The sequence below is a fragment of the Bacillus cereus genome (assembly GCF_002561295.1).
GTDB lineage: Bacteria > Bacillota > Bacilli > Bacillales > Bacillaceae_G > Bacillus_A > Bacillus_A cereus_S.
On sequence record NZ_NTUG01000009.1, the window covers coordinates 18680 to 39159 of the forward strand.

The window sequence follows — 20480 nt, forward strand, 5'->3', positions numbered from 1 at the left end:
CCCTTGTTCCAAAGGTTATTTTGTTGCTATTTATGCTAACGCTAATATGCGTATGGCTTCATTTTTGATATTAATAGCGGAGTTATAGTCACGACTTATTGTTAGCCCACAAGAACACTCATAAGTACGAATAGACATTGGCATATCCTTTACGTTTCCACAACTACTACACATCTTTGTAGAAGGAAACCACTTATCTATTTTTACAAGTTGTTTTCCTTGTTCTCGTAGCTTATATGCCAAAAATGTCGTGAACATCCTCCAACCGTTGTCAGCAACGCTTTTACCAAAGTTAAGTGCTTGTGACATTCCTTTCATATTCAAGTCTTCTGTTGCTACAACATCGAACTTAGTTGCTAACTCCTTAGACTTGTGATGAAGGAAATTCTTACGTTGATTTGCAACCTTTTCATGTAATTTTGCTACACGAATCCGTTGTTTTTTCCAACGCTCTGAATCTTTGATACGTCTTGCTAATACTCGTTGTGCTTTTGTTAATTGGTCTAACATTTGACGATAGAAACGAGGATAATTGGCTTTCTCATCTTCACTACTAACGTACAATTCAACCATTGCAAAGTCTAATCCAACCACAGTTTCCACTTCTTTTTGAACGATTTCTTTTTCATATTCAGTCAAGATGGACACATAATATTTACCAGCTGGTGTCATGGAAATCGTGCATGATTTGATGATATGGTCTTGTGGTATTTCTCTATGTTGCTTGATACGAACCATTTTAAGTTTCGGTAATTTGATATGACCATTAAGCAACATAATATTTCCATTTACTACATTCGTTGTATAAGACTTTCTATCTTTTTTGCTTTTGAATATTGGGAAGTCATTTTGACCACTAAAGAAATTCTTATAGGCAGTTTGCAAGTTTAGTTGAGCATTTGCCAAAGCTAATGAATCAACTTCTTTCAACCATTCAAATTCTGCTTTGTATTTTGCAGGGGTAGGGAATTTTTGTTTCTTTAGTTCTTTCTTGTCCCCCTTGTACTTCTCGTATACTTCTTTACGTTCAGCTAACATTTTGTTATACACGAAGCGTACACAACCGAAGGTTTTACGCATAAGATATGCTTGTTCTTCTGTTGGATACAAACGAAATTTATACGCCTTATTATGCTTGGTCATATCATTTCACCTCACTTTTCACCTTGATTTTCAATATACTTCTTTACTACGTCTATTGGTGAACCACCAGTAGTTAGTAAGCAAAAACTTCTTGACCAAAACATCTCTTTCCAAAGTTTCTTTTTTTACTTGTGGAAAATCTCTTTTAATTAGTCGAGAACTTGCACTTTTGTAAGCATTAATGAATTTTGTCATTTCTGTATTGGGATGTGCCTTGAACAAGATATGTACATGGTCAACATCATGATTCCATTCTACCAATGTTATATTGTACTTCTCAGATAATCCTACAAACATGTCTTTTGCATAGTCTGATATATCATGATCAAATACATTTCTTCTGTATTCCACGACTAATACAAATTGGTAACATAATAAGAACACAGAATGATTATTACTATCTAATTTCACTGTTATACCAACCTTTATATTTTATAAGACTGATTATATCGGAGACAAAATAAAAAGCAAAGCCAAGTTCTTTTTGGCTACGCCAAACCGAAATTCATCTCCCACCTACCGTTGGACTATCGCCCTTCACACGCTTGAGGAAGGAGAATTCTTTCGGATAATGCGTTAAAAAATCCGACTCAAACCTTATAAGTCGAATTTCCACAATTCACTTTAATTTCGTAAAATAGTAAAGAAACCAAACTGCATGATTTTGTTCATCTGCAGCCGCTCTTTGTAAAATTTTTTTAATGTGTGCATCCGATGTTTCATCTGCAATATCTAGGTAAAAATCTACAGTTTTTTGCTCATCTTGTATAGCAAACTCTAATCCTGGCAAATACATATTTGGACATTCTTCAGTTATTTGTGGTTTAGGTTGTTGCCCAGTTAGATGAATATAAATCTGTACAAAATGCTGAAAATGTCTTATTTCATCATTGCGAATTTCAATAATTTGTTTTTGCTCTGCCTGGTTCGGCGCCATGCTGGCTAATTTTTCATAACAGTTTATTGCACTATATTCTCCATCTATTGCTTTCTCAATATCTTTAATCAATGTATTAGAATATCTATTGTATTGGTTAAAATCCATATAATACATTGTATTACCTCCCATAAATTCATATGGTATTTTATGCAACATGAAATATAAGGAGCTTATTCTTAATGAAAATTCTCTAGAAAAAACTCATTCTAGTTTTAATTTGAAATCTTCCACTTGAATTGCTTACAGAGTTATAGAAGGGGTACCGCCCACATTTTAACGAAAATATACGCTAAGCAAATTTCGACATAAAATGAGCCGAATTTCCTACTCTAAGGAATATTCGGCTCTTATGCTTTATTTAGTTTGTAATTTGTTCTCTTTATATTGGGGTCTGTGTAGCAATGGAACCAAATCACGCAATAAGCATTAGCGGACATTAATTATCCATATAAAAAGAGGCGCTAACCAAATGTCATAAAACTCACGTTAAGGAATTTCGGTTCTTATGTTTCATCGTATATTTACAGCATCATTTTTCAAAAAATAGAAAGACCTCATTCAAGAATACTTATCATGAATGAGGTCTTTCTATTATAAAAGTTATTTAATTTCTATCTTAAAAATGTTGTACATCCATTGGCCTTACACAATTAACTCAAATTAGTTCTGTTGCATTTAAACCCACATTTAAACCTTTTTAACAAATTCAGATTTTAATTTCATAGCTCCAAAACCGTCAATTTTACAATCAATATCATGGTCTCCATCTACTAAACGGATACTTTTTACTTTTGTACCGATTTTCACAACCGATGAAGTTCCTTTTACTTTAAGATCTTTGATTACTGTTACAGAATCACCATCATTTAAGATATTTCCGTTTGCATCTTTAATAACTTTTGTATCTTCACTATTTTCAGTTTCTGCTTCTAAAGTCCACTCATGAGCACATTCTGGACAGACAAAAAGATTTCCATCTTCGTAAGTGTATTCTGAATTACATTTTGGGCAATTTGGTAAATTAGACATATTTTTATTTCCTCCACTCGTTATCATTCATTCTAATATATAAGCAATTTTTTCAATTTCCTTTTTACAACTTCGTAAGAATAGCAATTACGAACTTAAAATTCAAGAAGCTTTTCTTATCTGTGTCTCAAGCATCTATTTTTATCGCATATCTTTCAGTTTCTTAATGATCATGTTCGGTGTTGCCCATTCATCACGGTCAAAGTCAGAAATAGACACTTCGATGTTTAAACGTTCTTGAAATTCTACTAATAAAGATACTGTAGCGAAAGAATCTAGAATTCCTTCTTCAAATAATTGCATATCTGGGTTCTCTTTTACGATATCATTTTCACATACCTCTTCTAAAATATTTAATACTTGATCTTTAAATTCAGACATTGTTCATTCTCCTTTGTACCCATGGTTTATAATGAATTTTTTCTTAGACATCAAAAAAACTTTGTACGTTAAATAAATTGTTTAAAAATCTAATGCATTGGTTTTATTATTTATTCTATTAACGTCCTGGCCTTGCTGAGAAAGCCCGGTACATTCGTGAAAGGCAAAATGTTTGCACCCTATACATTTTTTCTTCTCTAAGTGCTCTAGAGAGTGATTAATCGCGTCCCCTGTGTGATCAAAAAAGTTCTTTTCCCCAATTTCAGCGTATAATCCATTTTTAGCTAGATTTGTTTTCAACTCCGATTGAATTCCTGAAACAAGAAGTACGCCACCCTCCTTTTTAAAATGCTGGACAATATTCCTAAAATAGGACTCTCCTGTTGTATCAATAAAAGGAACTTTTCCCATACGTAAAATTAAAACTTTAGGTTTATAATGAATGGTTGCTAAAATGTTTTGTTCAAATGTTTGAGCAGCCCCAAAAAATAATGGCCCTTCTATTGTGTAAATACTAATTTGTGGGCAATCATGAGCTTTATTTACCACATGCGGTAACAATTTTTCATTCTTTTTTGAATGATCAGGAAGCACTTTAGATATGACAAGCATATTACTCATACGTTTTGTAAACAAAATAACAGCTAAAATAAGACCGATTTCCACAGCTGTTGTCAAACTAGTAAATACAGTGAGTAAAAATGTTACAAGTAATACAAGAGAATCCCCTGTCTTCATTTTAAGGATGTGAGCAAAATGTTTTTGTTCGCTCATATTCCAAGCTACTACCATTAAAACGGGAGCCATACTAGCAAGCGGAATATGTGAAGCAGATGGAGCTAACAGCAGAAGCGTTAATAAAACAAGCACCCCATGAATAATACCTGACATCGGAGAAGTTGCTCCACTCCTAATATTAGTTGCTGTCCGGGCAATCGCTCCAGTTGCCGGAATTCCTCCGAATAAAGGTGTAAAAATATTAGCAATTCCTTGACCGATAAGCTCTTTGTTACTGTTGTGCTTACTATTTGTCATACCATCTGCCACGACAGCGGATAAAAGAGATTCAATACTACCCAACATAGCAATAACAAATGCAGGACCAATCAACTGTTGTATACGCTCCAATGTGATTTCTGGAATATGAAAATGAGGAAGTGTATTCGGAATCGCACCATATGCTGTACCGATCGTAGGTACATGACCTGAGAAAAATACCGTTGCAATTACAGTTGAAATAACAATACCTACTAATGACCCAGGAACTTTTGGTAAAATTTTTGGTGTTATCAATATCACAAAAAGGCAAATCAAAGCAGTTATAATACTATAAAAATTGATGGTATCAATATGGATAAAGATTTCCTTCAAATTTGCTATAAATTCCTCATGCTTTTTTATACCTGTCAGCCCCAAAAAGCCAGCAAGTTGTCCTGTAAAAATAGTAACAGCAATACCTGATGTAAAACCAACCGTTACAGGACGTGGAATAAACTTAATTAATGATCCTAGTTTAAAAATCCCCATAAAACATAGGATAATTCCGGCTAACAAACCAGCAAGTAGTAAATCTTCATACCCATAGGTAATAACAATGCCTAAAAGAATTGGAACAAAAGCACCTGTCGGCCCTCCAATTTGATACTTCGAACCACCAAATAACGAAGTGAGAATCCCAGCAATACACGTTGTATAAATCCCGTACTCTGGCTTCACCCCAGAAGCGATAGCAAAAGACATAGCAAGTGGAATTGCAACGACTCCAACAATTATTCCTGAAAGAAGATCCTTTTGAAAATGTCCCACTGAATACCCTTCAAACCTTCCCGTAAATAACCCTCTCATTACAAACCCTTCTTTTCTTTTTATAATAAATCTTACTTCTTCTGAAAGAATATTTTCTTTTGATAAATTAGAGTTACAAAAGCATTTCTCATACGTCTTATACAGACGATTTTTATCTCTTTACACAAGAAAATCAGCCTAATATTGGTTATATGTTTTGCTTAAATGACGTTCTAGTTTACCTATATCTCCTCCTTCTTCTACATAGGATTTTAATATTTCTGCTAAAAGTTCTCCACCTCGACTATCGAGATTCTGTGTATCTATTAAGGATTTAATCCATACCTTGTCCGGGGTACTATCTCTACGAAACATCCGACCTGGAATTTCATTCCAAAAACGATTCCATTCATCCAGTAATCCTATTTCATTAAATAAAAAGCTCTGAATTCCGCATAACCAAGCTGTACAAGCTGTATTTCTTTTTTGACATCCAACTCCATCCTGTAAATGCTGGCATGAAAAACAACAAGAATTCCCACTTTCAATACAAACATTACAAACACGATGAGCTCCTATTGAGCGAAATATTTCCATTCCATGTTGAATGATATCTTCTTTCTTAACTTCAATGCTCAACCTAATCCTCCTTAACTATCGTTTCAAGTTCTGTTTCATCTAGTTCTTCTAACATTGAAATCGTATCGATTAAATGGTTGTTAAAAATTTTCCGTGCAACTACTAGTAAATCAACAATCATAGGGTCTCGTAGAGAATATAAAACTCGTTTTCCATCTTTAGTACCAACAACAATGTTTTTTGAACGTAGAACACTTAATTGTTGAGAAACAGCTGAACCTTCCTTGTTAAGGATATTTTGAATTTCATTTACACTTCTTTCACCCTCTGACAATAATTCTAGAATACCTATTCGCAAAGGATGTGATAAGGCTTTAAAAAAATCGGCTTTAAATTGTTGCATTTCATTTCCCATTAAAACACCTCTAGTACTTATTTTTAGTAAAAAAGTATCATATACATCTTCAAATGTTTGAATATGTATATGATACTTCTAGAACTTACAATTTTCAATAAAAACATTTGAAAATTGTAAGTTGTTATTCATTAAATATTGTATACGACCCATTTTCACACGCACCTGAGTTGTATACCAATATCGGCCACATAAATATTAAATATTTTTACAGGGAATTAAAGAACATAATTAATAAAAAACGATATTTAATGAGATATTATGACATATGTATTGAACTACATAAAGAAGGTGAATAATATGAAAAGACTTCTAACTTTGTATATCCTATTTTCAATTTTAACAGGCTGCTCTGCTAAACAACCTCTCGTTAAAAAGCATGAATCTAGTGTTGGATATGAAGATAGGGGATTAACGAAAAATGTAAAACAACTAACTTCTCAAAACAAACCACAACAATCACCAGCTCCATCATCCCAAGAAAAGGTCATTTTAGATGTGCCATTAATATCACAAAAACCTGAACTGAAATATGGCTGCGAAGTTACGAGCTTGGCGATGGTATTACAGCACGCTGGTATTAAAGTGAATAAAATGCAGTTAGCTAATAGTATCAAAAAAGATAATGCCCCTCTGTCTATGAGTAAAAACGGAGACATTACTCGATGGGGAGATCCCAAAGAAGGATTCGTTGGAGATATAACGGGTAAAAATAAAGGATATGCTGTTTACGTCCAACCGCTACAAGAATTGATGGAACAGTACCTTCCCAATCGTACCGTGAACTTAACAGGAAAAAATTTTAATGATGTATTAGCTCAAATTAAAATAGGTAAACCTGTAGTGGTTTGGACGACAGGAGATTACAAAGTTCCGGATAGATGGGAATCTTGGAAACATGAGAACAAACAAATCACAGCTCCTCTGGATTTACACGCTGTTGTACTTATAGGTTTTGAGGATGGGTACATTTATATTAATGATCCTTTAAGTGGAAAAAAAGCGTATAAGGTGAATCAAGAAACTTTCATTCAATCTTGGGATGCATTAGGGAAACAAGCATTATCCTATCGCTAACAAATTCAAACTTGTCTAATACCTATAATAGGAGTCTAAAGTAAAAAGCGCCAATTCCCTATAAGTTGGGATTCAGCCGAGATACGTGTAAAAACGGGTCATAAACTGTATTTTATTTCCATGGTTATTTTTTTTAGGTGAAAATAACTAACTCCTCTAAACAAAAAGCCAATTTCCTTTGCTTTGAAGTGAACCCCGAAAACGGGATACCTATCAAAACACCTAAACCACTTGTTCCCTAAATTCTTTAGGGGATAGGTGGTTTAATTTTTCTTGAATTCGCACACAATTGTAGTAATGAATGTATTCTAGCACAATCTTTCGCACAGTTGTGTTGGATACTTTTGTTATCTCTTGTGAATTGAAAGCTTCACTTTTCAAATGACCAAAGAAGCTTTCCATGACGGCATTATCATGGCAATTTCCTCTCCGGGACATGCTGGTGATAATGCCGTTTTCTTTGGCATACGCTTGAAATTCCTTCGCTGTATAAATACTTCCTTGATCTGAGTGAAGAAGGACATCTTTTACTTTTCGCCCTCGCATTGCATGTTTTAATGTCTTCATTGCTAATGGTAGTGCTTGGGACTCGCTGATGACATAACTAATAATTTCACGATTAAAGGCATCCATAATCGTTGATAAATACAAGGTACGCTCTCCAAATAATAGATACGTCACATCCGTAAACCACTTTTCATTTGGTGCGGATGCATCGAATTGACGTTCCAATCGATGAGGAGCTACCACTGGTTCCGCACCATTGATATATTTCTTTTTCTTTCGACGCACTTTTGAGAGAATCTGATTTTGTCTCATGATTCGTAATACTTTTTTATGATTGACACACAGCCCCATTTTTCGAAGAGTAGCGGTCACTCTTCGATATCCATACCGTAATTTATGCCTAAGACAAACGTCCTTTATTTTCTCTTCTATATCATTTCTAAGGTCTTCTGTTCGTTGTAACCAGCGATAAAATATGGAACGGGGTAATTCTAATACATTACACAATTCTTTTACCGTTATTTTTGTTTTAGAATCGTTCCATAAAGTAACTACAGTTTCCGGGTTCAACTCCTTTCGATTTCCAGATACTTTCCCCATATAAGTAATTTTGTTTTTAACTGTTTATTTTCTAACCGTAGCTGTTCCAATTCATTTAACTCTTTTGGCCCTTTGCCATAGGAATATTGTTTTCCTACAGGTTGTTGAAAACGGTACGTTTGATCGGTGCGATACCATTTCATCCATGTCTTAATTTGGGAAACATTTTTAATTCCAAGCTTCTCCATAATGGTCTGATTGGAATACCCATCCTTTTTCATTTCAATGACTTTCCACTTTACTTCTTCTGGATAATGAACTCTTGTTTTCAAACCAAAAACACCTCCATTGAATTTGCATACTTAGTATGCGAATTCAGGAGGTGTTTTTTTCATGTACCACTATTCGGGTTCACTTCAGCTTACAGAAAATTAGCTTTTTGTTTCATTTTATATGTGGTAGTACCAGCGTTCTTACAACTAGAGGTAAAGTAGCATTTATTATAGGAGCAATGCTACTTTCCTTCTTCATATTCCTTCATTATTTTATAAAACGTGTTTTTCCTCAGTTCTAACATTTCCATAAACATAACGGCAGTTATTTCTCCACTTTTCCATTTTGAATGAGTTTCTTCTATTTGACTAATCCAGATACATAAAGCAGCCAAATCTCATGCACCATACTTACTTTTACGTTTTACAAAACCTGTCTCTTGTGCAAGTTGTTGAAGAATATGAGGAGATAGATATCGCTGTAGTTCTTCAGCGAACAAATGAAACTCATCCTGAATCGATAGATTCATACAAAAACGCCATCCTTTCTGTATATTTCTACAAAAAGAATAACGTCTTTTTTACTTAATGGATAGTGTAAAACTTTATCTTTATGGCGATGTGACGGTACCTCATATAGTCGTTTGATAACTTTATATATTTACATGATTTTCGTTAGCGGAAGTTAATTTCATTTTTAGCTTTCTGAATAATATCTGTTATAAATGGCGCTTTTTCATTTGTATATGCGACTCTATCATGATGATGTTTTTCAGCTAATTTTTGTTTTAATTGATAATACTGTTGGAGTGTATCAGGATGGTTTTTTAGATAATCTCTAAATAAGATATTACTGTTCCATTCTTCACTCCCTAGTTCATAAACGTGCAAATGATGTGTTCCCGCTCTCCATAATCCCTTTCTAAAAAACCTTCTGTGTGGAAACTCTTTATGAAATACATATTCATATGCAATCTTTTTTAAAGGTTCAATAAACTCATCTACTTGTTTTAAATTATGAACTCCAATCATAATATCTAATATTGGTTTAGCTCCTAATCCTTCAACAGATGTACTTCCAATATGTTCAATTGTAATAGCTTTATCTCCCATTGTACCTTTTAGAAGCCTTTGTTCTTCTTTAAATTGTAGTGCCCAATCCGGTGTATACTCCTCAATAACAACTGGTCTTTCCATATTCCTAATCCCCCTTATGTATTTTGCGCTTGAACATAATATCAAATTTAGATGAGCAAAGCTACTTCAAATAAATAGAATTTTCGTTATGGGGGGATTTGGATTCTTTAGCTTGATGGGCATGGGACGGTACCCCACATCCATCAACTTAAGGAATTAGACTATTCTTGAAGTTAAAAGCACGTTACTATTCTCTTATGTTAATGAGAAAGGGTGACGTGCTTTTTATGAATATGCACCAAAAACAAGAGTTGTCTTTATTTACCGAAGAGTTATATCGCTATATGTCTCCCGCTACACTTAATCAATTAGCTATAGACGCAGGCGGAATGAAACGAAAACGTAAGTGCCATGGGCACCACTTTTTATCTTTGTGTGTATGGTTAAATCAACAAATCGCTACTACCTCTCTTACTCAACTTTGTAGTCAATTAGAAACTTCAACAGGAATTTTATTAAGTCCTGAGGGACTTAATCGGCGATTTAACTCGGCTTCTGTAGCCTTCTTTCGAACTGTATTTACTACACTTCTACAAGCTAAAATTGAAGGAGTATCTAAGATTTCTCATTCTCTTTCTTCTTATTTTGAGCGGATTCTCGTCCTTGATTCTACAACCTTCCAAGTTCCAGATCGATTCGCAACTACTTATCCTGGTGCCGGAGGATGTAGTCATACAGCTGGTGTGAAAATTCAACTAGAGTATGACTTGTTGAGTGGAGAATTTTCTGATGTGAAAATTGAACCAGGAAAACGAAGTGATCAGGCATATAGTGCGACTCGATCAGGCATGGCACAAAAGAATGAACTATATATTCGTGACTTAGGATATTTTCGTCTACAAGACTTTAAGTCTATTCAAGATAAGCAGGGATATTATTTATCACGTCTTAAGTTACCAACTAAAATATATAGAAAAGAATTTGAAACAGTGGTATTTAAAACAAAACCCGCTCAATTAAAACCAGTATATATACAAATTCATTTGGAAGATATCATGAAACAATTGCAGCCTGGCCAAGTGTATGAATTACATGATGTATATGTAGGGAGTAAAGACAAACTGCCTACTCGTATTGTAGTTTACAGATGTACCGAGGAGCAAAAACAGAAACGCTTACGTGACCGAGCTATTCGCGAAAAGAAAAAAGGAATTACATATACAGAGCGTACGAAACTTTTACAAGGTATTACGGTATATATGACAAACATTCCTATGGAATGGGTACCAAAAGAGAAAATTTATGATTTATATTCACTACGTTGGCAAATTGAGCTGTTATTTAAAATATGGAAATCTTGGTTTTAAATCCATCGTTGTAAATCTATTAAACAAGAGCGATTAGAATGTCACCTTTATGGGCAACTCATTAGTATTCTATTATGTTCTTCTACTATGTTTAAAATGCGAGAACTCCTGTTACGTAAGAAACAGAAAGAGCTAAGTGAATATAAAGCGATGTACATAATTAAGGATTATTTTTCACTTTTTTACCAAGCATTACACAAAAACACCCAAGAATTATCAAAGGTTCTCCTTCGTCTGTTTAACCTCCTACAGCACAACGGACGAAAATCTCATCGATATGAGAAAAAGACAGTCTTTGATATTTTGGGTGTTGTTTATGAGTATACCACTTCTACTCATCAGGTAGCATAGTAAAAAAATTCAAACCCGTTAGGGTTTATTTGATATGCCTACTTTTATAACATCTATAAACAATAATAAAATACTACGTGAAAAGACCGCGTTTTATATAAAAATATATCTTAAGTTGATGGATGTGGGGTGTTACCACATCGCCATCAAGCTAAAAGTTTAAAGTACCCCAAAATGCTAAAAATGAACTTCATTGCTATAAAAGATTTTAATTTTTGGTTGTGGGGGCATTATAAAATTTCAACTTAATGATAATCTATAGTAAAAAATAACACTTATATAGATAAAAGGTATCATTTAGTGTAAAATTACACTAAGAAAGAGGTGGTAATATGGATAAACAAGAATTTATTCAATTAGTAAATGAAAAGTTAAAACTAATTCGTATTGAAAATGATTTATCACAAGATAAAATGTCTGAAATTATCGGTTTATCAAAAAAAACCTTAATAGAAATAGAAAAAGGAAGACGTAGTCTCACATGGACAGGTGCAGTGTGTGTGGTCACTCTTTTTGAAGACAGTGATATGATCCATATGACTTTTGGAGACGATATTAACGAGATTATCAAAACAATTGCTTTTACAAATTATAATAATAATTTCCCAAAAACCTTAGGAGGAAAACTATGGTGGCGACAAATAAAGGAGTTAAATGGTTATAAAATACAACAAAATATTCTTTCACAACATTATCGAATTTTAAATAATGAAAACCATAGGCTATGTAGTTCATTTGAATTAGATGAAATTGAAAAAAGATTTGTAGAAGTCACAAAATCATTACAATAGATTTATAGAAAAACTTACTAATTAATACTATAAAAAATCTTAAATAAATAAAAAACACTTTGGAAGGTGATTAAAATGAGAAAAAACACAACTATCGGCTATTTAAATATTGGGATAATTAGTATGTTAATATTAAATTTATTTATTTTCACATCACGAATGCCCTTTTTACCATGGTTTATTGAAGATGGTTGGGGACATTTAGGATTACTGGTAACATCTTTAGTTTTATTAATCATTTTTTTAAAATCTTATCAACTACATAAAAATAAAGAGATAAGTAATTCACAAAAATTTATACCACTTGTTTCCGCAATATTTTCACTCTTCTTTCTGCTAATGCCTTTAAGTGATTTTATGACTATATTTGCGCTTATAGTTAATGTGAGTATATTATGTTATGTATCCTTTTTGAAAAATTAATACCCTCAAATACAAAAAACGTTATCCTTTCTAAATAAGCTAGATTAGAATGGGTGACATTTTTTATGAATTTTTCGATTTAAGAGGAGCTCCAATCCAACCTTCATTCCTTTTTCTCCCCCTTTGTTCAATATTAACGTGTCCAGAGACATACAATTTTCTGAACACATCCATAGAAAAAAACACTTTATCAGCAATACATGGGGTTCAGCCGGGATACGTCTAAAACTAGGTTATAGTGATACATCATTTTCCAAACGTTGGTTTTCATGGGATATTGTAACAAAATTTACCGTGGGCAGACATCTTATGCAGCCTTCTTTCCCTTTCATCAGTTTATTGGCCATTCGGCACGATAAAAAAAGACTGCAAATTGGAGATACTTACCTTTATGTAAGTATCTGTAATAAAAGTGCGTACTTACATATTTTTAGCTTGGACTTTACAATAAAAATGAAATCAGCCTAAGGAGGAAGAAACATTGAAAACTCTTGTTATCGTAACACACCCTAGTTTAGAAACATCTGTTGTTAATAAGCGATGGGTAGAAGAATTAAAAAAATATCCAGAAAAATATACTGTGCACGAATTGTATAAGGTTTATCCTGATGAGAACATAGATGTGGAAAAAGAACAAAAATTGGTTGAAATTCACGGGAACCTTGTTTTCCAATTTCCTGTATATTGGTTCAACTGTCCTCCTCTCTTAAAAAAGTGGCTGGATGATGTTTTCCTTTATGGATGGGCTTATGGTTCAAAAGGGGATAAATTAAAGAATCGTAAAGTTGCTTTAGGGGTATCTGCCGGGATCAAAAATGTGGATTATAGTGAAGCTGGAAGCTACCATTATACACTTGAACAAGTATTGCGTCCGTTTGAGACGACAGCCATCTATTGTAAAGCAGATTATCGTTCGTTCTTTGCGTTTTATGGAGCAGAATTTGAGCCATCTGTAAGTGAAATAGAAAAAAGTACTCAAGATTATTTAAATTTCATTGATAATATGTAATAGGTAACTTTTATAAAAGTTAAAATAAGAAGTACCTTCTAAACAAGAAGGTACTTCCTTTTTACACTATGCCTATTTTGTTACATCTTCTAGAGCTTGAAAACTATTTTTCTCTCCCCACTCGCACATCATATCTAACAATGGAATAAGTGAACAACCACGTTCAGATAATGAATATTCAACTTTTGGAGGTATTTGGGGAAATTCTTTGCGTATAATAAGACCATCTTCCTCAAGCTCTTTTAACATAACACTTAGTGTTTTAAAGGAAATAGTCCCAATACATCGCTTCAGCTCATTGAACCTCATAACCTTATTTTCAGACAACCAATACAAAATAATCATTTTATATTTACCACCTATTAAGGATAACGTATATCCAAAACCAGTGTTTTTTAGCTCTACGCCGGTCGGAACACAAGTTTCTCTCACAATCCCCACTCTCCTTCTGATAAGAATATCCTATCAATATGAATACTTTATAGTAAATTACTATGCAATCTTATCACAAGAATGTAAAGTAACACGTTTATATTTTCTTTAATGTTTTTAATGTGCTATATTGTTTCATTCTCATGCAAAGAATCTAATTTAACTAAGAAAGAAATTTTAAAAACAATTAACATAACACCACTTATCAGAACTCAATACATCTAAAAACCTAGAAAAGTCCCCTCAAAAAAATCTGAAGGGACTTTTCGTTCACATAATCATTGTTATCGGTAGTTATTTATTTTTCTATCTGATCTTGATTCATTGTTATGTACCATAGAGGAAACTCCATGATTGCTCCTGTATCTTCTTCGCATCCACCATGTAGTACTTCAAATGTGATATTTTCTTTTGTAATCTTAACGACACGAACTAATATTTTTTCAAATATTAAAGTTTCTCCTAGTTTTAATTACATATATTCCCACCTTTTTTTGTTTGTTCTTGATTACATAACCTTCGTTTTCGGAAGTAAAAGCAAACCCTTCCCTACATGTCACTCTGAGTTTTTCTTTTTTTATATTGATTTCTTAGTCATTTATATATCTTATAACTGCCATTTCTTTACCGAACCTGTCACCATTATCAACAAAACCCAAACTCGAATACAAATAATGGGCCCCTTTATTTTCAGGATGATAACCTACTACTATTTTTTTTGCATTTGGTAATTTAGTCATTTCTTCAATCATTAAATTAGTTGCTGCTTTCCCTATACCATTACCTTGGAATTTCTTATCAATCATTATTCTATATACCCAATATCCATCAAGTTCTTCCATTTCAGAATTAAACATTAAAAACCCTACCACTTTTTCTTCGCAATAAATTGCATAAGGTTTTAAAGTTGGTTCGAATTTTGATTGAGCTATTGAAATGGCATTTGGTTCAATATATTCTGCTTGTCCATCGGATAACTCTAATTCACAACATTCATACCAGTTTTCTGCATTTAATTCTACAAGTTTCACAGCGGTTTTAATCATAAATTTTCCCCTTTCGAATTTAGGGAATACCTATACCATTTATTTTAATTAGGTGTTATTCCCTTAAAATCATTACCGATAAAAGGCCTTACGTTCGCCATAAAGAACGCCTCTCTTATCATTAATTATCTTTAAATTTATAATTTTTAGACTTATTTATTATATCATGTTTTTCTATCAAGTTATTCTTATAATTAAATTTTCTTTATTTTGAGCTAGATAATGTTTTTTTAAGTGAATACACTATACATATCGAGTTTACATAAGCTCTAATTATCAGCAGTAACCAAATCCCAGAAAGTCATTTATGCCGACATTTCACCAACTTTCCGTTACCTCCGCTATATGCAGGATTTCATACATTCCTGTCACAACAGCATTTGGCAGTTCAAACCGTTCTCTTTATAATTATTATTAAAGAAAAATTCGCATTGATTAAAACTACAACATAATATTTACATTAATCTAAATTCCAAAACCAAATAAAAGAACAAAATTCCAAGAAATTTTGTTCTTTTATTTAACATATTAATTATTCATTTTCTTTATTAAACTTTCTAATATCATCCTTATTTACGATTCAAAAAAACAAGTAAGATATTTACTTATTCTTTCGGCAAGTTAACTACCTAACATAACATAAAATAACAAAGCCGCTGCCTCTTGCCGTTTCATTATTTGTTTTGATAGATAATCTGCCGATCCATCTTCATTATATATAACCTCTGGTCCGACTAAGTGATGACCTACAATGTTTTTCACAGACTCTATCGCCCAATCATCAGTTTCTCCTTTTAAAATAGCTTCTGCAGGTGGAGCCTCTAGCATCTCTAAATAATGCCAAGCAATCCATGCTGCTTCTTGTCTAGTAATAGCACGATCTGGATAAAATTGTTCTCCCTCTTTTTCGTATAAAATACCCAGTTCATATAACTTTTGAATATGAGAGGCATACTGATGACCCTTTACATCAGAAAATACAGGGTCTTTTTTTGAAGGTGGTACAAAGTACGCAATTTGAGATAACCAATATGAAAACTCTCCACGTGTAAGAGGGGCTTCAGGAACAAAATTCCCCTCCTTATTTGCTTTTAATATATCATATTGATGTAAAGGATCTATAAATTTAGCATATGGATGATTCACCTCTACATCTTGAAATCTCTTAGGTTCACTCAATTTCACCGCTGAACTACCAGAGTTCCAATGTATCATTTCTTTTACAGTACCATCTTTGTTAAGTTTAAACGCCATGTAATTACCCTTTTCATCTTCGAATAGTAAAGGATCTATTTGTTTTAATTCCTGTTTACCATATCTTTTATCAGCTACAAATAACTTTCCTTCACTTATTTTTACATGTGTAATAAGGTTTTTCACCCGCAAATCACGGTACACACCTTCAAATTTCTTTAACTCTTCCTCGCTAGGTTTTAAATACTCTGGCTTCGTTTTATCTGGAAAATAGTGATTCATAAATTCATCAAATAATTCATAAGGGAGTGATGAAGCATCTTTATTCGTGACAACAAAAACACCTATTTTATGTTCAGGAATTAACCACATTAAAGAAGAGAACCCTGGTATATTTCCACCTTTCCCAAAAACATATTGACCATTATGGCTTTGCGGTGAAAAGAATTCAAATCCATATGCCATATTTGGATATTTTGGATGCAACGCAAATTTTGTTTTTTGCATATCTTGAACAGTTTCTGCTTTTAGTATTTGTTTACTTTTGAATTTACCACCATTCAATTGAGCAATCATAAAATTGGCTACGTCACTTCCTGTAGAAAACATACTCCCTTGTGGCATGTCCGTCGGTCTTGTTTGATAAAATGGGATGGCATCGCCTTTTTTATCGTATCCTGTTGCAAGCTTATCCTTAATAAAACTAGTCATAACAAAACTACTATTTTGCATCTCTAAAGGGTAAAAAATATTTTTTGCCATATATTTATAAAAAGGTGTATCTGTCAAATTTTGAACAATATATCCTTGAAGCATAGAAGCAAAATTATCATATGTATACGTATCTCCTGGTTTCCTCACTACTGTGGGCATATTTTCTTCTACATAATCTTTAAGTTTTGTATAGTCATTTATTTGATCATGAATATCCCCCGGTCTAGGATCCACGTCATCAAAACCTGTTGTATGGGTAAGTAAATGTTTCATTGTAACTGGTTCACCCACATTATTTTGGTACTTCAATCCCCCCATATAATTTACTATATCTGTATTTAAATCAATTTTTCCTTGTTCAACTAACTGCATTACAGCACTAGCAGTAAAAACCTTTGATACTGACGCTAATCGAAAAACTGTTTTTTTAGGATCGATGGGAATATTCTTTTCTTTGTTGGAAAAACCGTATCCTTTTTGAAATAGAATCTGATTATCTTTGACAACGACAATAGCTACACCAGGCGCATTTTCTGCTTTCATTTTCTCTGGGATGACTTTATTTGTGAAAGCTTCTACATCTTTAGCATTTAACGCTATAGAAGAAACTGTTTCAGCCTTTGAATTATTACCACCCAAAAATACTAGAAAGAAACATAGGCTTATAACTAATAAACTTCGAAAATGATGAATAATTCTATGACTTCTTCTTTCCAAATTAATTCCCCCTTTAAAGCCAGATTTGTTGATTATTTTCTCAGTGTGCTAAACAGTGACCCGAACAACACAACCATATTCTACCATCATTTGTTTTGTTTACCTAATTTTATTTATATTCTGTAATTTTATCTTCCTCTTACTTTATAAACAGTTTGGTTCTGGTACAAAAATGTTAGTGAGAAACATAGAGTCGCAAATTCCTCTACATTTCCCTCTTATGAAGCTAAGCCAAGCAATTTATGAATAAATTCTTTCTGGTCTTGGACAGACTTATCCGGTAAAACAAGTTGTCCTTTTTTCATCATATACATAGCTTCGATACCTCTCAAAATCAAGGTTTCTGTACGAAATGATTTTAATCCTAACAAGGAAGGCACTCATTGAGTGTCTTTTCTTTTCATTCGAAATACCATATAATTACATCGTTATACTTCATTATTGCGATTAGACTGGAAAACTAATCGCTTACCATGGACCTTTAGCTCAGCTGGTTAGAGCAGACGGCTCATAACCGTCCGGTCGTAGGTTCGAATCCTACAAGGTCCACTTTCACAATTTATAAACTAATTATCACAAAAAGATACTCCGAAGAGGTCTTTTTTTACTTATGCCCTTCATATAAAGCTTATCCATACTTTTCTCCCCCTAATGCATATATTATCCGTATATTCACAAAGATTCGTAGTAACTTTTTAGTATTTCGAGGAAAATCACTAAATAAGTACATTCTTTTCTTTTTACGACAGACATATTGCAACAAAATTAATAGAACCCTTTTGCTATTCTAATGTGGTGACTAATTGGATACTGAATGGAGTGAATTATTTTATGTTTAAAAAGCTTTCTTTGCTTTTTGTTTCCGGGTCATTATTCATGTCTTTAACAGCTTGTACACCAAGTTATCAAAAAGCCTCAGCAAAGAATGAAAATTCAGCTTCCATGTATACCACCAAAGAATTGCAAAATGAATTCCCCATTGAGATGCCGATTGATGAATATATTGCTAAGAAAAATACGATGAATATTAAACATCCAACTAGCATTCCACTTCCAAATGGAAATGTAGGAAGAGTATTACAAGCAACTGATGGATTTGTTGTTATTTGTGGTAATGAAAAAGAGATTTTTAATGTGTTAGTATTTAGAACGATGGATGAAGTAAAAGAATATGAGACGAGTCTAAGAGAAAAATAATTCCAAACAAAATGCTGGTTTGAATTTGCTTTCTCAACCACCAATATAGATAAATATGGTAAAATGTAATTGGATGGGAGTCCAAATATATATTCTTAAAATTAAAGTGGTTATCAAGTCGAAGGAAGGCACCTTAGGGTGTCTTTTCTTTTTAAACACCATTACACTATAAACATATTATTAACTATTTTAATTGAATATTGGTAATAGTGAGTCTACATATTATCAATTTACTATATTTAGCATTTATGTAAAAATAAATACAGGCTAAACTTTTTCAAACTCTTTCCCCTGATAAAGATTTGAAAGAGTCATCTCAATAGTCTCCATGTTATAAATATGCCAAGAAAAAAGAACCCCTAAGGGTTCTTTTTTCACTAATTTTAATTCGATTTTACGATTGCTGACGAAGCTTCATCATTCCAAGTTCTAGCCCATCTCTCATACTTATTAATATACTTTCCATTGTTAACAAGAACAAATGCACGCCCTTGAGCATTACTATATTCTTAAATTATACCGATTCATCTCAATACAATAATATTTTTAAAGACATTGTTTCTCTCTTTTAATTGATATATTGTGTGTTGATGAGCTGCCTTTGTAAAAGTTTGCTTTTCAGAATTATTTCATGTGTATAACCATTTTCATCAACTGCCACTAATTTATCAAATTTATGTACTATCTTTTTATTATTACCAATTGCAATTGCACCTACAACTGCGCCAACACCTCCTGTTAATGCTCCACCAACAGCTGCACCTGCAATTTTTTTAGTTGCAGACTTTCCTATTTCTGTTTCATGATACTCACTACAAGCGATAATTTTCACTTTATGTTTTCGGTTAATCATTGCATAGCCATCTTTCGTTTTACCCATTGCAAAATGTTTTGTGAATATATGATTTTCTCCTCCAACCACCTCGCAATTTAACTTGTCTGTTAATGACTTATCAATTTCCTTTTGCTCTGCAATCGCCTCTTTTGCATTTTTTACATTCGCTTTTAAATTATCAAAAAAACCCACTTATAACACTCCTCTATCCTATTTACAACCTAATAATTCATCATAGCTTCATTATAAATAGCTCGTTGAAATATGTAACCATCATGTGTTGAATTACTCACCACTTAGCATCCTTACGGACTGTTTGAAGTAGGGGATTAAGATCTCTAAAAACTTAGAAACCCTTCCCATCAACGAGGTTGGTTAGCCATATAAAATATCAGAAGAGCCCTTTCCGGGACAATCGCGCATACAGTTCTCCCTCTTCAAACGAATCCTTATACACATATATATCTTTTCATTTCAATATATAACGTTTTGATTTGAATTCTCCTTCACCTTTCTGTCCGTTAGTTCAGTAACTTCAACAAAAAGAGTGTCAATCTTTCTTGGATCAACACCCCGATACTAGGCTAATTTTTAACATC

19 protein-coding genes, 1 tRNA gene and 4 pseudogenes are annotated in these 20480 nt (G+C 33.0%); 7 read left to right on the forward strand and 17 right to left on the reverse strand.

Going from position 1 to position 20480, the window contains the following annotated elements; all coding sequences use genetic code 11:
• Window positions 1–30: 30 nt before the first annotated feature.
• From CN373_RS07175 to CN373_RS07215, 8 genes and pseudogenes are all read right to left on the reverse strand, one after another.
• Window positions 31–1143, reverse strand: coding sequence for an RNA-guided endonuclease TnpB family protein (locus CN373_RS07175; protein WP_000160669.1), 1113 nt, complete (start codon window positions 1141–1143; stop codon window positions 31–33).
• Window positions 1144–1154: 11 nt separating this feature from the next.
• Window positions 1155–1554, reverse strand: a pseudogene (gene tnpA, locus CN373_RS07180) (IS200/IS605 family transposase).
• Between the two features lie 208 nt (window positions 1555–1762).
• On the reverse strand, window positions 1763–2197 hold the full coding sequence (locus tag CN373_RS07190; RefSeq protein ID WP_000291655.1) for a ferritin family protein: 435 nt from the start codon (window positions 2195–2197) through the stop codon (window positions 1763–1765).
• 573 nt (window positions 2198–2770) lie between these two features.
• Window positions 2771–3112, reverse strand: coding sequence for a zinc ribbon domain-containing protein YjdM (locus CN373_RS07195; RefSeq protein WP_088059604.1), 342 nt, complete (start codon window positions 3110–3112; stop codon window positions 2771–2773).
• A 141-nt stretch (window positions 3113–3253) separates the two neighbouring features.
• Entirely contained in the window at window positions 3254–3493 is a 240-nt protein-coding gene (gene dltC, locus CN373_RS07200; RefSeq protein WP_001288601.1) for a D-alanine--poly(phosphoribitol) ligase subunit DltC, read from the reverse strand.
• 81 nt (window positions 3494–3574) lie between these two features.
• Window positions 3575–5338 carry a SulP family inorganic anion transporter gene (locus CN373_RS07205; RefSeq protein ID WP_001214624.1) on the reverse strand — a complete coding sequence of 588 codons (1764 nt, stop codon included), beginning with the start codon at window positions 5336–5338 and terminating at the stop codon, window positions 3575–3577.
• A gap of 138 nt (window positions 5339–5476) precedes the next feature.
• Window positions 5477–5917 (reverse strand): hypothetical protein, encoded by a 441-nt coding sequence (locus CN373_RS07210; RefSeq protein WP_000021467.1) that lies wholly within the window; start codon window positions 5915–5917, stop codon window positions 5477–5479.
• 1 nt (window position 5918) lies between these two features.
• Window positions 5919–6272, reverse strand: coding sequence for an ArsR/SmtB family transcription factor (locus CN373_RS07215; RefSeq protein ID WP_000526191.1), 354 nt, complete (start codon window positions 6270–6272; stop codon window positions 5919–5921).
• Between the two features lie 300 nt (window positions 6273–6572).
• On the opposite strand from CN373_RS07215, the gene CN373_RS07220 reads away from it, so the two are divergent.
• Window positions 6573–7349, forward strand: a complete 777-nt coding sequence (locus CN373_RS07220) for a C39 family peptidase (RefSeq protein ID WP_000826210.1) — start codon at window positions 6573–6575, stop codon at window positions 7347–7349.
• Between the two features lie 222 nt (window positions 7350–7571).
• Here the strand turns inward: CN373_RS07220 and CN373_RS07225 are convergent.
• The 4 genes and pseudogenes from CN373_RS07225 to CN373_RS07235 form a co-directional block, all read right to left on the reverse strand.
• Window positions 7572–8728, reverse strand: a protein-coding gene (locus CN373_RS07225; protein ID WP_098359016.1) for an IS3 family transposase whose coding sequence is annotated in 2 segments (ribosomal slippage) — window positions 7572–8479 and window positions 8479–8728 — 1158 coding nt in all. Because the reading frame shifts where the segments join, the coding sequence is not laid out codon by codon here.
• Between the two features lie 182 nt (window positions 8729–8910).
• Window positions 8911–9042: pseudogene (locus CN373_RS26145) on the reverse strand (integrase); the annotation flags it as partial.
• 24 nt (window positions 9043–9066) lie between these two features.
• A complete protein-coding gene (locus tag CN373_RS26005; protein ID WP_001053938.1) occupies window positions 9067–9198 on the reverse strand; it encodes a hypothetical protein in 132 nt (43 codons plus the stop codon).
• Window positions 9199–9343: 145 nt separating this feature from the next.
• Window positions 9344–9865: a GrpB family protein gene (locus tag CN373_RS07235; protein WP_098359017.1), complete on the reverse strand. Its 522-nt coding sequence runs from the start codon at window positions 9863–9865 to the stop codon at window positions 9344–9346.
• 227 nt (window positions 9866–10092) lie between these two features.
• Here CN373_RS07235 and CN373_RS07240 point away from each other — a divergent pair.
• The 4 genes and pseudogenes from CN373_RS07240 (at window position 10093) to CN373_RS07255 (ending at window position 13746) form a co-directional block, all read left to right on the forward strand.
• A pseudogene (locus CN373_RS07240) lies at window positions 10093–11523 on the forward strand (IS4 family transposase).
• A 332-nt stretch (window positions 11524–11855) separates the two neighbouring features.
• Window positions 11856–12314: a helix-turn-helix transcriptional regulator gene (locus CN373_RS07245; RefSeq protein WP_000360681.1), complete on the forward strand. Its 459-nt coding sequence runs from the start codon at window positions 11856–11858 to the stop codon at window positions 12312–12314.
• A gap of 75 nt (window positions 12315–12389) precedes the next feature.
• Window positions 12390–12737: a hypothetical protein gene (locus CN373_RS07250; RefSeq protein WP_001230960.1), complete on the forward strand. Its 348-nt coding sequence runs from the start codon at window positions 12390–12392 to the stop codon at window positions 12735–12737.
• A 481-nt stretch (window positions 12738–13218) separates the two neighbouring features.
• Window positions 13219–13746, forward strand: a complete 528-nt coding sequence (locus tag CN373_RS07255) for an NAD(P)H-dependent oxidoreductase (protein WP_098359018.1) — start codon at window positions 13219–13221, stop codon at window positions 13744–13746.
• A gap of 72 nt (window positions 13747–13818) precedes the next feature.
• Here CN373_RS07255 and CN373_RS07260 read toward each other — a convergent pair whose 3' ends face one another.
• The 4 genes and pseudogenes from CN373_RS07260 to CN373_RS07275 all read right to left on the reverse strand — a co-directional run.
• Window positions 13819–14178 (reverse strand): winged helix-turn-helix transcriptional regulator, encoded by a 360-nt coding sequence (locus CN373_RS07260; RefSeq protein WP_001209317.1) that lies wholly within the window; start codon window positions 14176–14178, stop codon window positions 13819–13821.
• Window positions 14179–14768: 590 nt separating this feature from the next.
• Window positions 14769–15224 (reverse strand): GNAT family N-acetyltransferase, encoded by a 456-nt coding sequence (locus CN373_RS07265; protein ID WP_000597922.1) that lies wholly within the window; start codon window positions 15222–15224, stop codon window positions 14769–14771.
• 621 nt (window positions 15225–15845) lie between these two features.
• On the reverse strand, window positions 15846–17849 hold the full coding sequence (locus CN373_RS07270) for a serine hydrolase (protein WP_098359019.1): 2004 nt from the start codon (window positions 17847–17849) through the stop codon (window positions 15846–15848).
• Window positions 17850–18067: 218 nt separating this feature from the next.
• Window positions 18068–18229, reverse strand: a pseudogene (locus CN373_RS07275) (IS6 family transposase); the annotation flags it as partial.
• Window positions 18230–18324: 95 nt separating this feature from the next.
• On the opposite strand from CN373_RS07275, the gene CN373_RS07280 reads away from it, so the two are divergent.
• A tRNA-Ile gene (locus CN373_RS07280) sits at window positions 18325–18398 on the forward strand.
• Window positions 18399–18680: 282 nt separating this feature from the next.
• Window positions 18681–19046, forward strand: a complete 366-nt coding sequence (locus CN373_RS07285) for a hypothetical protein (RefSeq protein WP_000473780.1) — start codon at window positions 18681–18683, stop codon at window positions 19044–19046.
• A gap of 568 nt (window positions 19047–19614) precedes the next feature.
• Here the strand turns inward: CN373_RS07285 and CN373_RS07290 are convergent.
• Complete coding sequence (locus CN373_RS07290; protein WP_000505371.1) at window positions 19615–20073, reverse strand: hypothetical protein; 459 nt, start codon at window positions 20071–20073, stop codon at window positions 19615–19617.
• Window positions 20074–20480: the final 407 nt, after the last annotated feature.

Bases quoted from the DNA above. Each gene is read 5' to 3' on its own strand.
- CN373_RS07175 (WP_000160669.1), bottom strand. From the start codon at position 1,143: ATGACCAAGCATAATAAGGCGTATAAATTTCGTTTGTATCCAACAGAA.
- CN373_RS07190 (WP_000291655.1), bottom strand. From the start codon at position 2,197: ATGTATTATATGGATTTTAACCAATACAATAGATATTCTAATACATTG.
- CN373_RS07195 (WP_088059604.1), bottom strand. From the start codon at position 3,112: ATGTCTAATTTACCAAATTGCCCAAAATGTAATTCAGAATACACTTAC.
- dltC (WP_001288601.1), bottom strand. From the start codon at position 3,493: ATGTCTGAATTTAAAGATCAAGTATTAAATATTTTAGAAGAGGTATGT.
- CN373_RS07205 (WP_001214624.1), bottom strand. From the start codon at position 5,338: ATGAGAGGGTTATTTACGGGAAGGTTTGAAGGGTATTCAGTGGGACAT.
- CN373_RS07215 (WP_000526191.1), bottom strand. From the start codon at position 6,272: ATGGGAAATGAAATGCAACAATTTAAAGCCGATTTTTTTAAAGCCTTA.
- CN373_RS07220 (WP_000826210.1), top strand. From the start codon at position 6,573: ATGAAAAGACTTCTAACTTTGTATATCCTATTTTCAATTTTAACAGGC.
- CN373_RS26005 (WP_001053938.1), bottom strand. From the start codon at position 9,198: ATGAATCTATCGATTCAGGATGAGTTTCATTTGTTCGCTGAAGAACTA.
- CN373_RS07235 (WP_098359017.1), bottom strand. From the start codon at position 9,865: ATGGAAAGACCAGTTGTTATTGAGGAGTATACACCGGATTGGGCACTA.
- CN373_RS07245 (WP_000360681.1), top strand. From the start codon at position 11,856: ATGGATAAACAAGAATTTATTCAATTAGTAAATGAAAAGTTAAAACTA.
- CN373_RS07250 (WP_001230960.1), top strand. From the start codon at position 12,390: ATGAGAAAAAACACAACTATCGGCTATTTAAATATTGGGATAATTAGT.
- CN373_RS07265 (WP_000597922.1), bottom strand. From the start codon at position 15,224: ATGATTAAAACCGCTGTGAAACTTGTAGAATTAAATGCAGAAAACTGG.
- CN373_RS07285 (WP_000473780.1), top strand. From the start codon at position 18,681: ATGTTTAAAAAGCTTTCTTTGCTTTTTGTTTCCGGGTCATTATTCATG.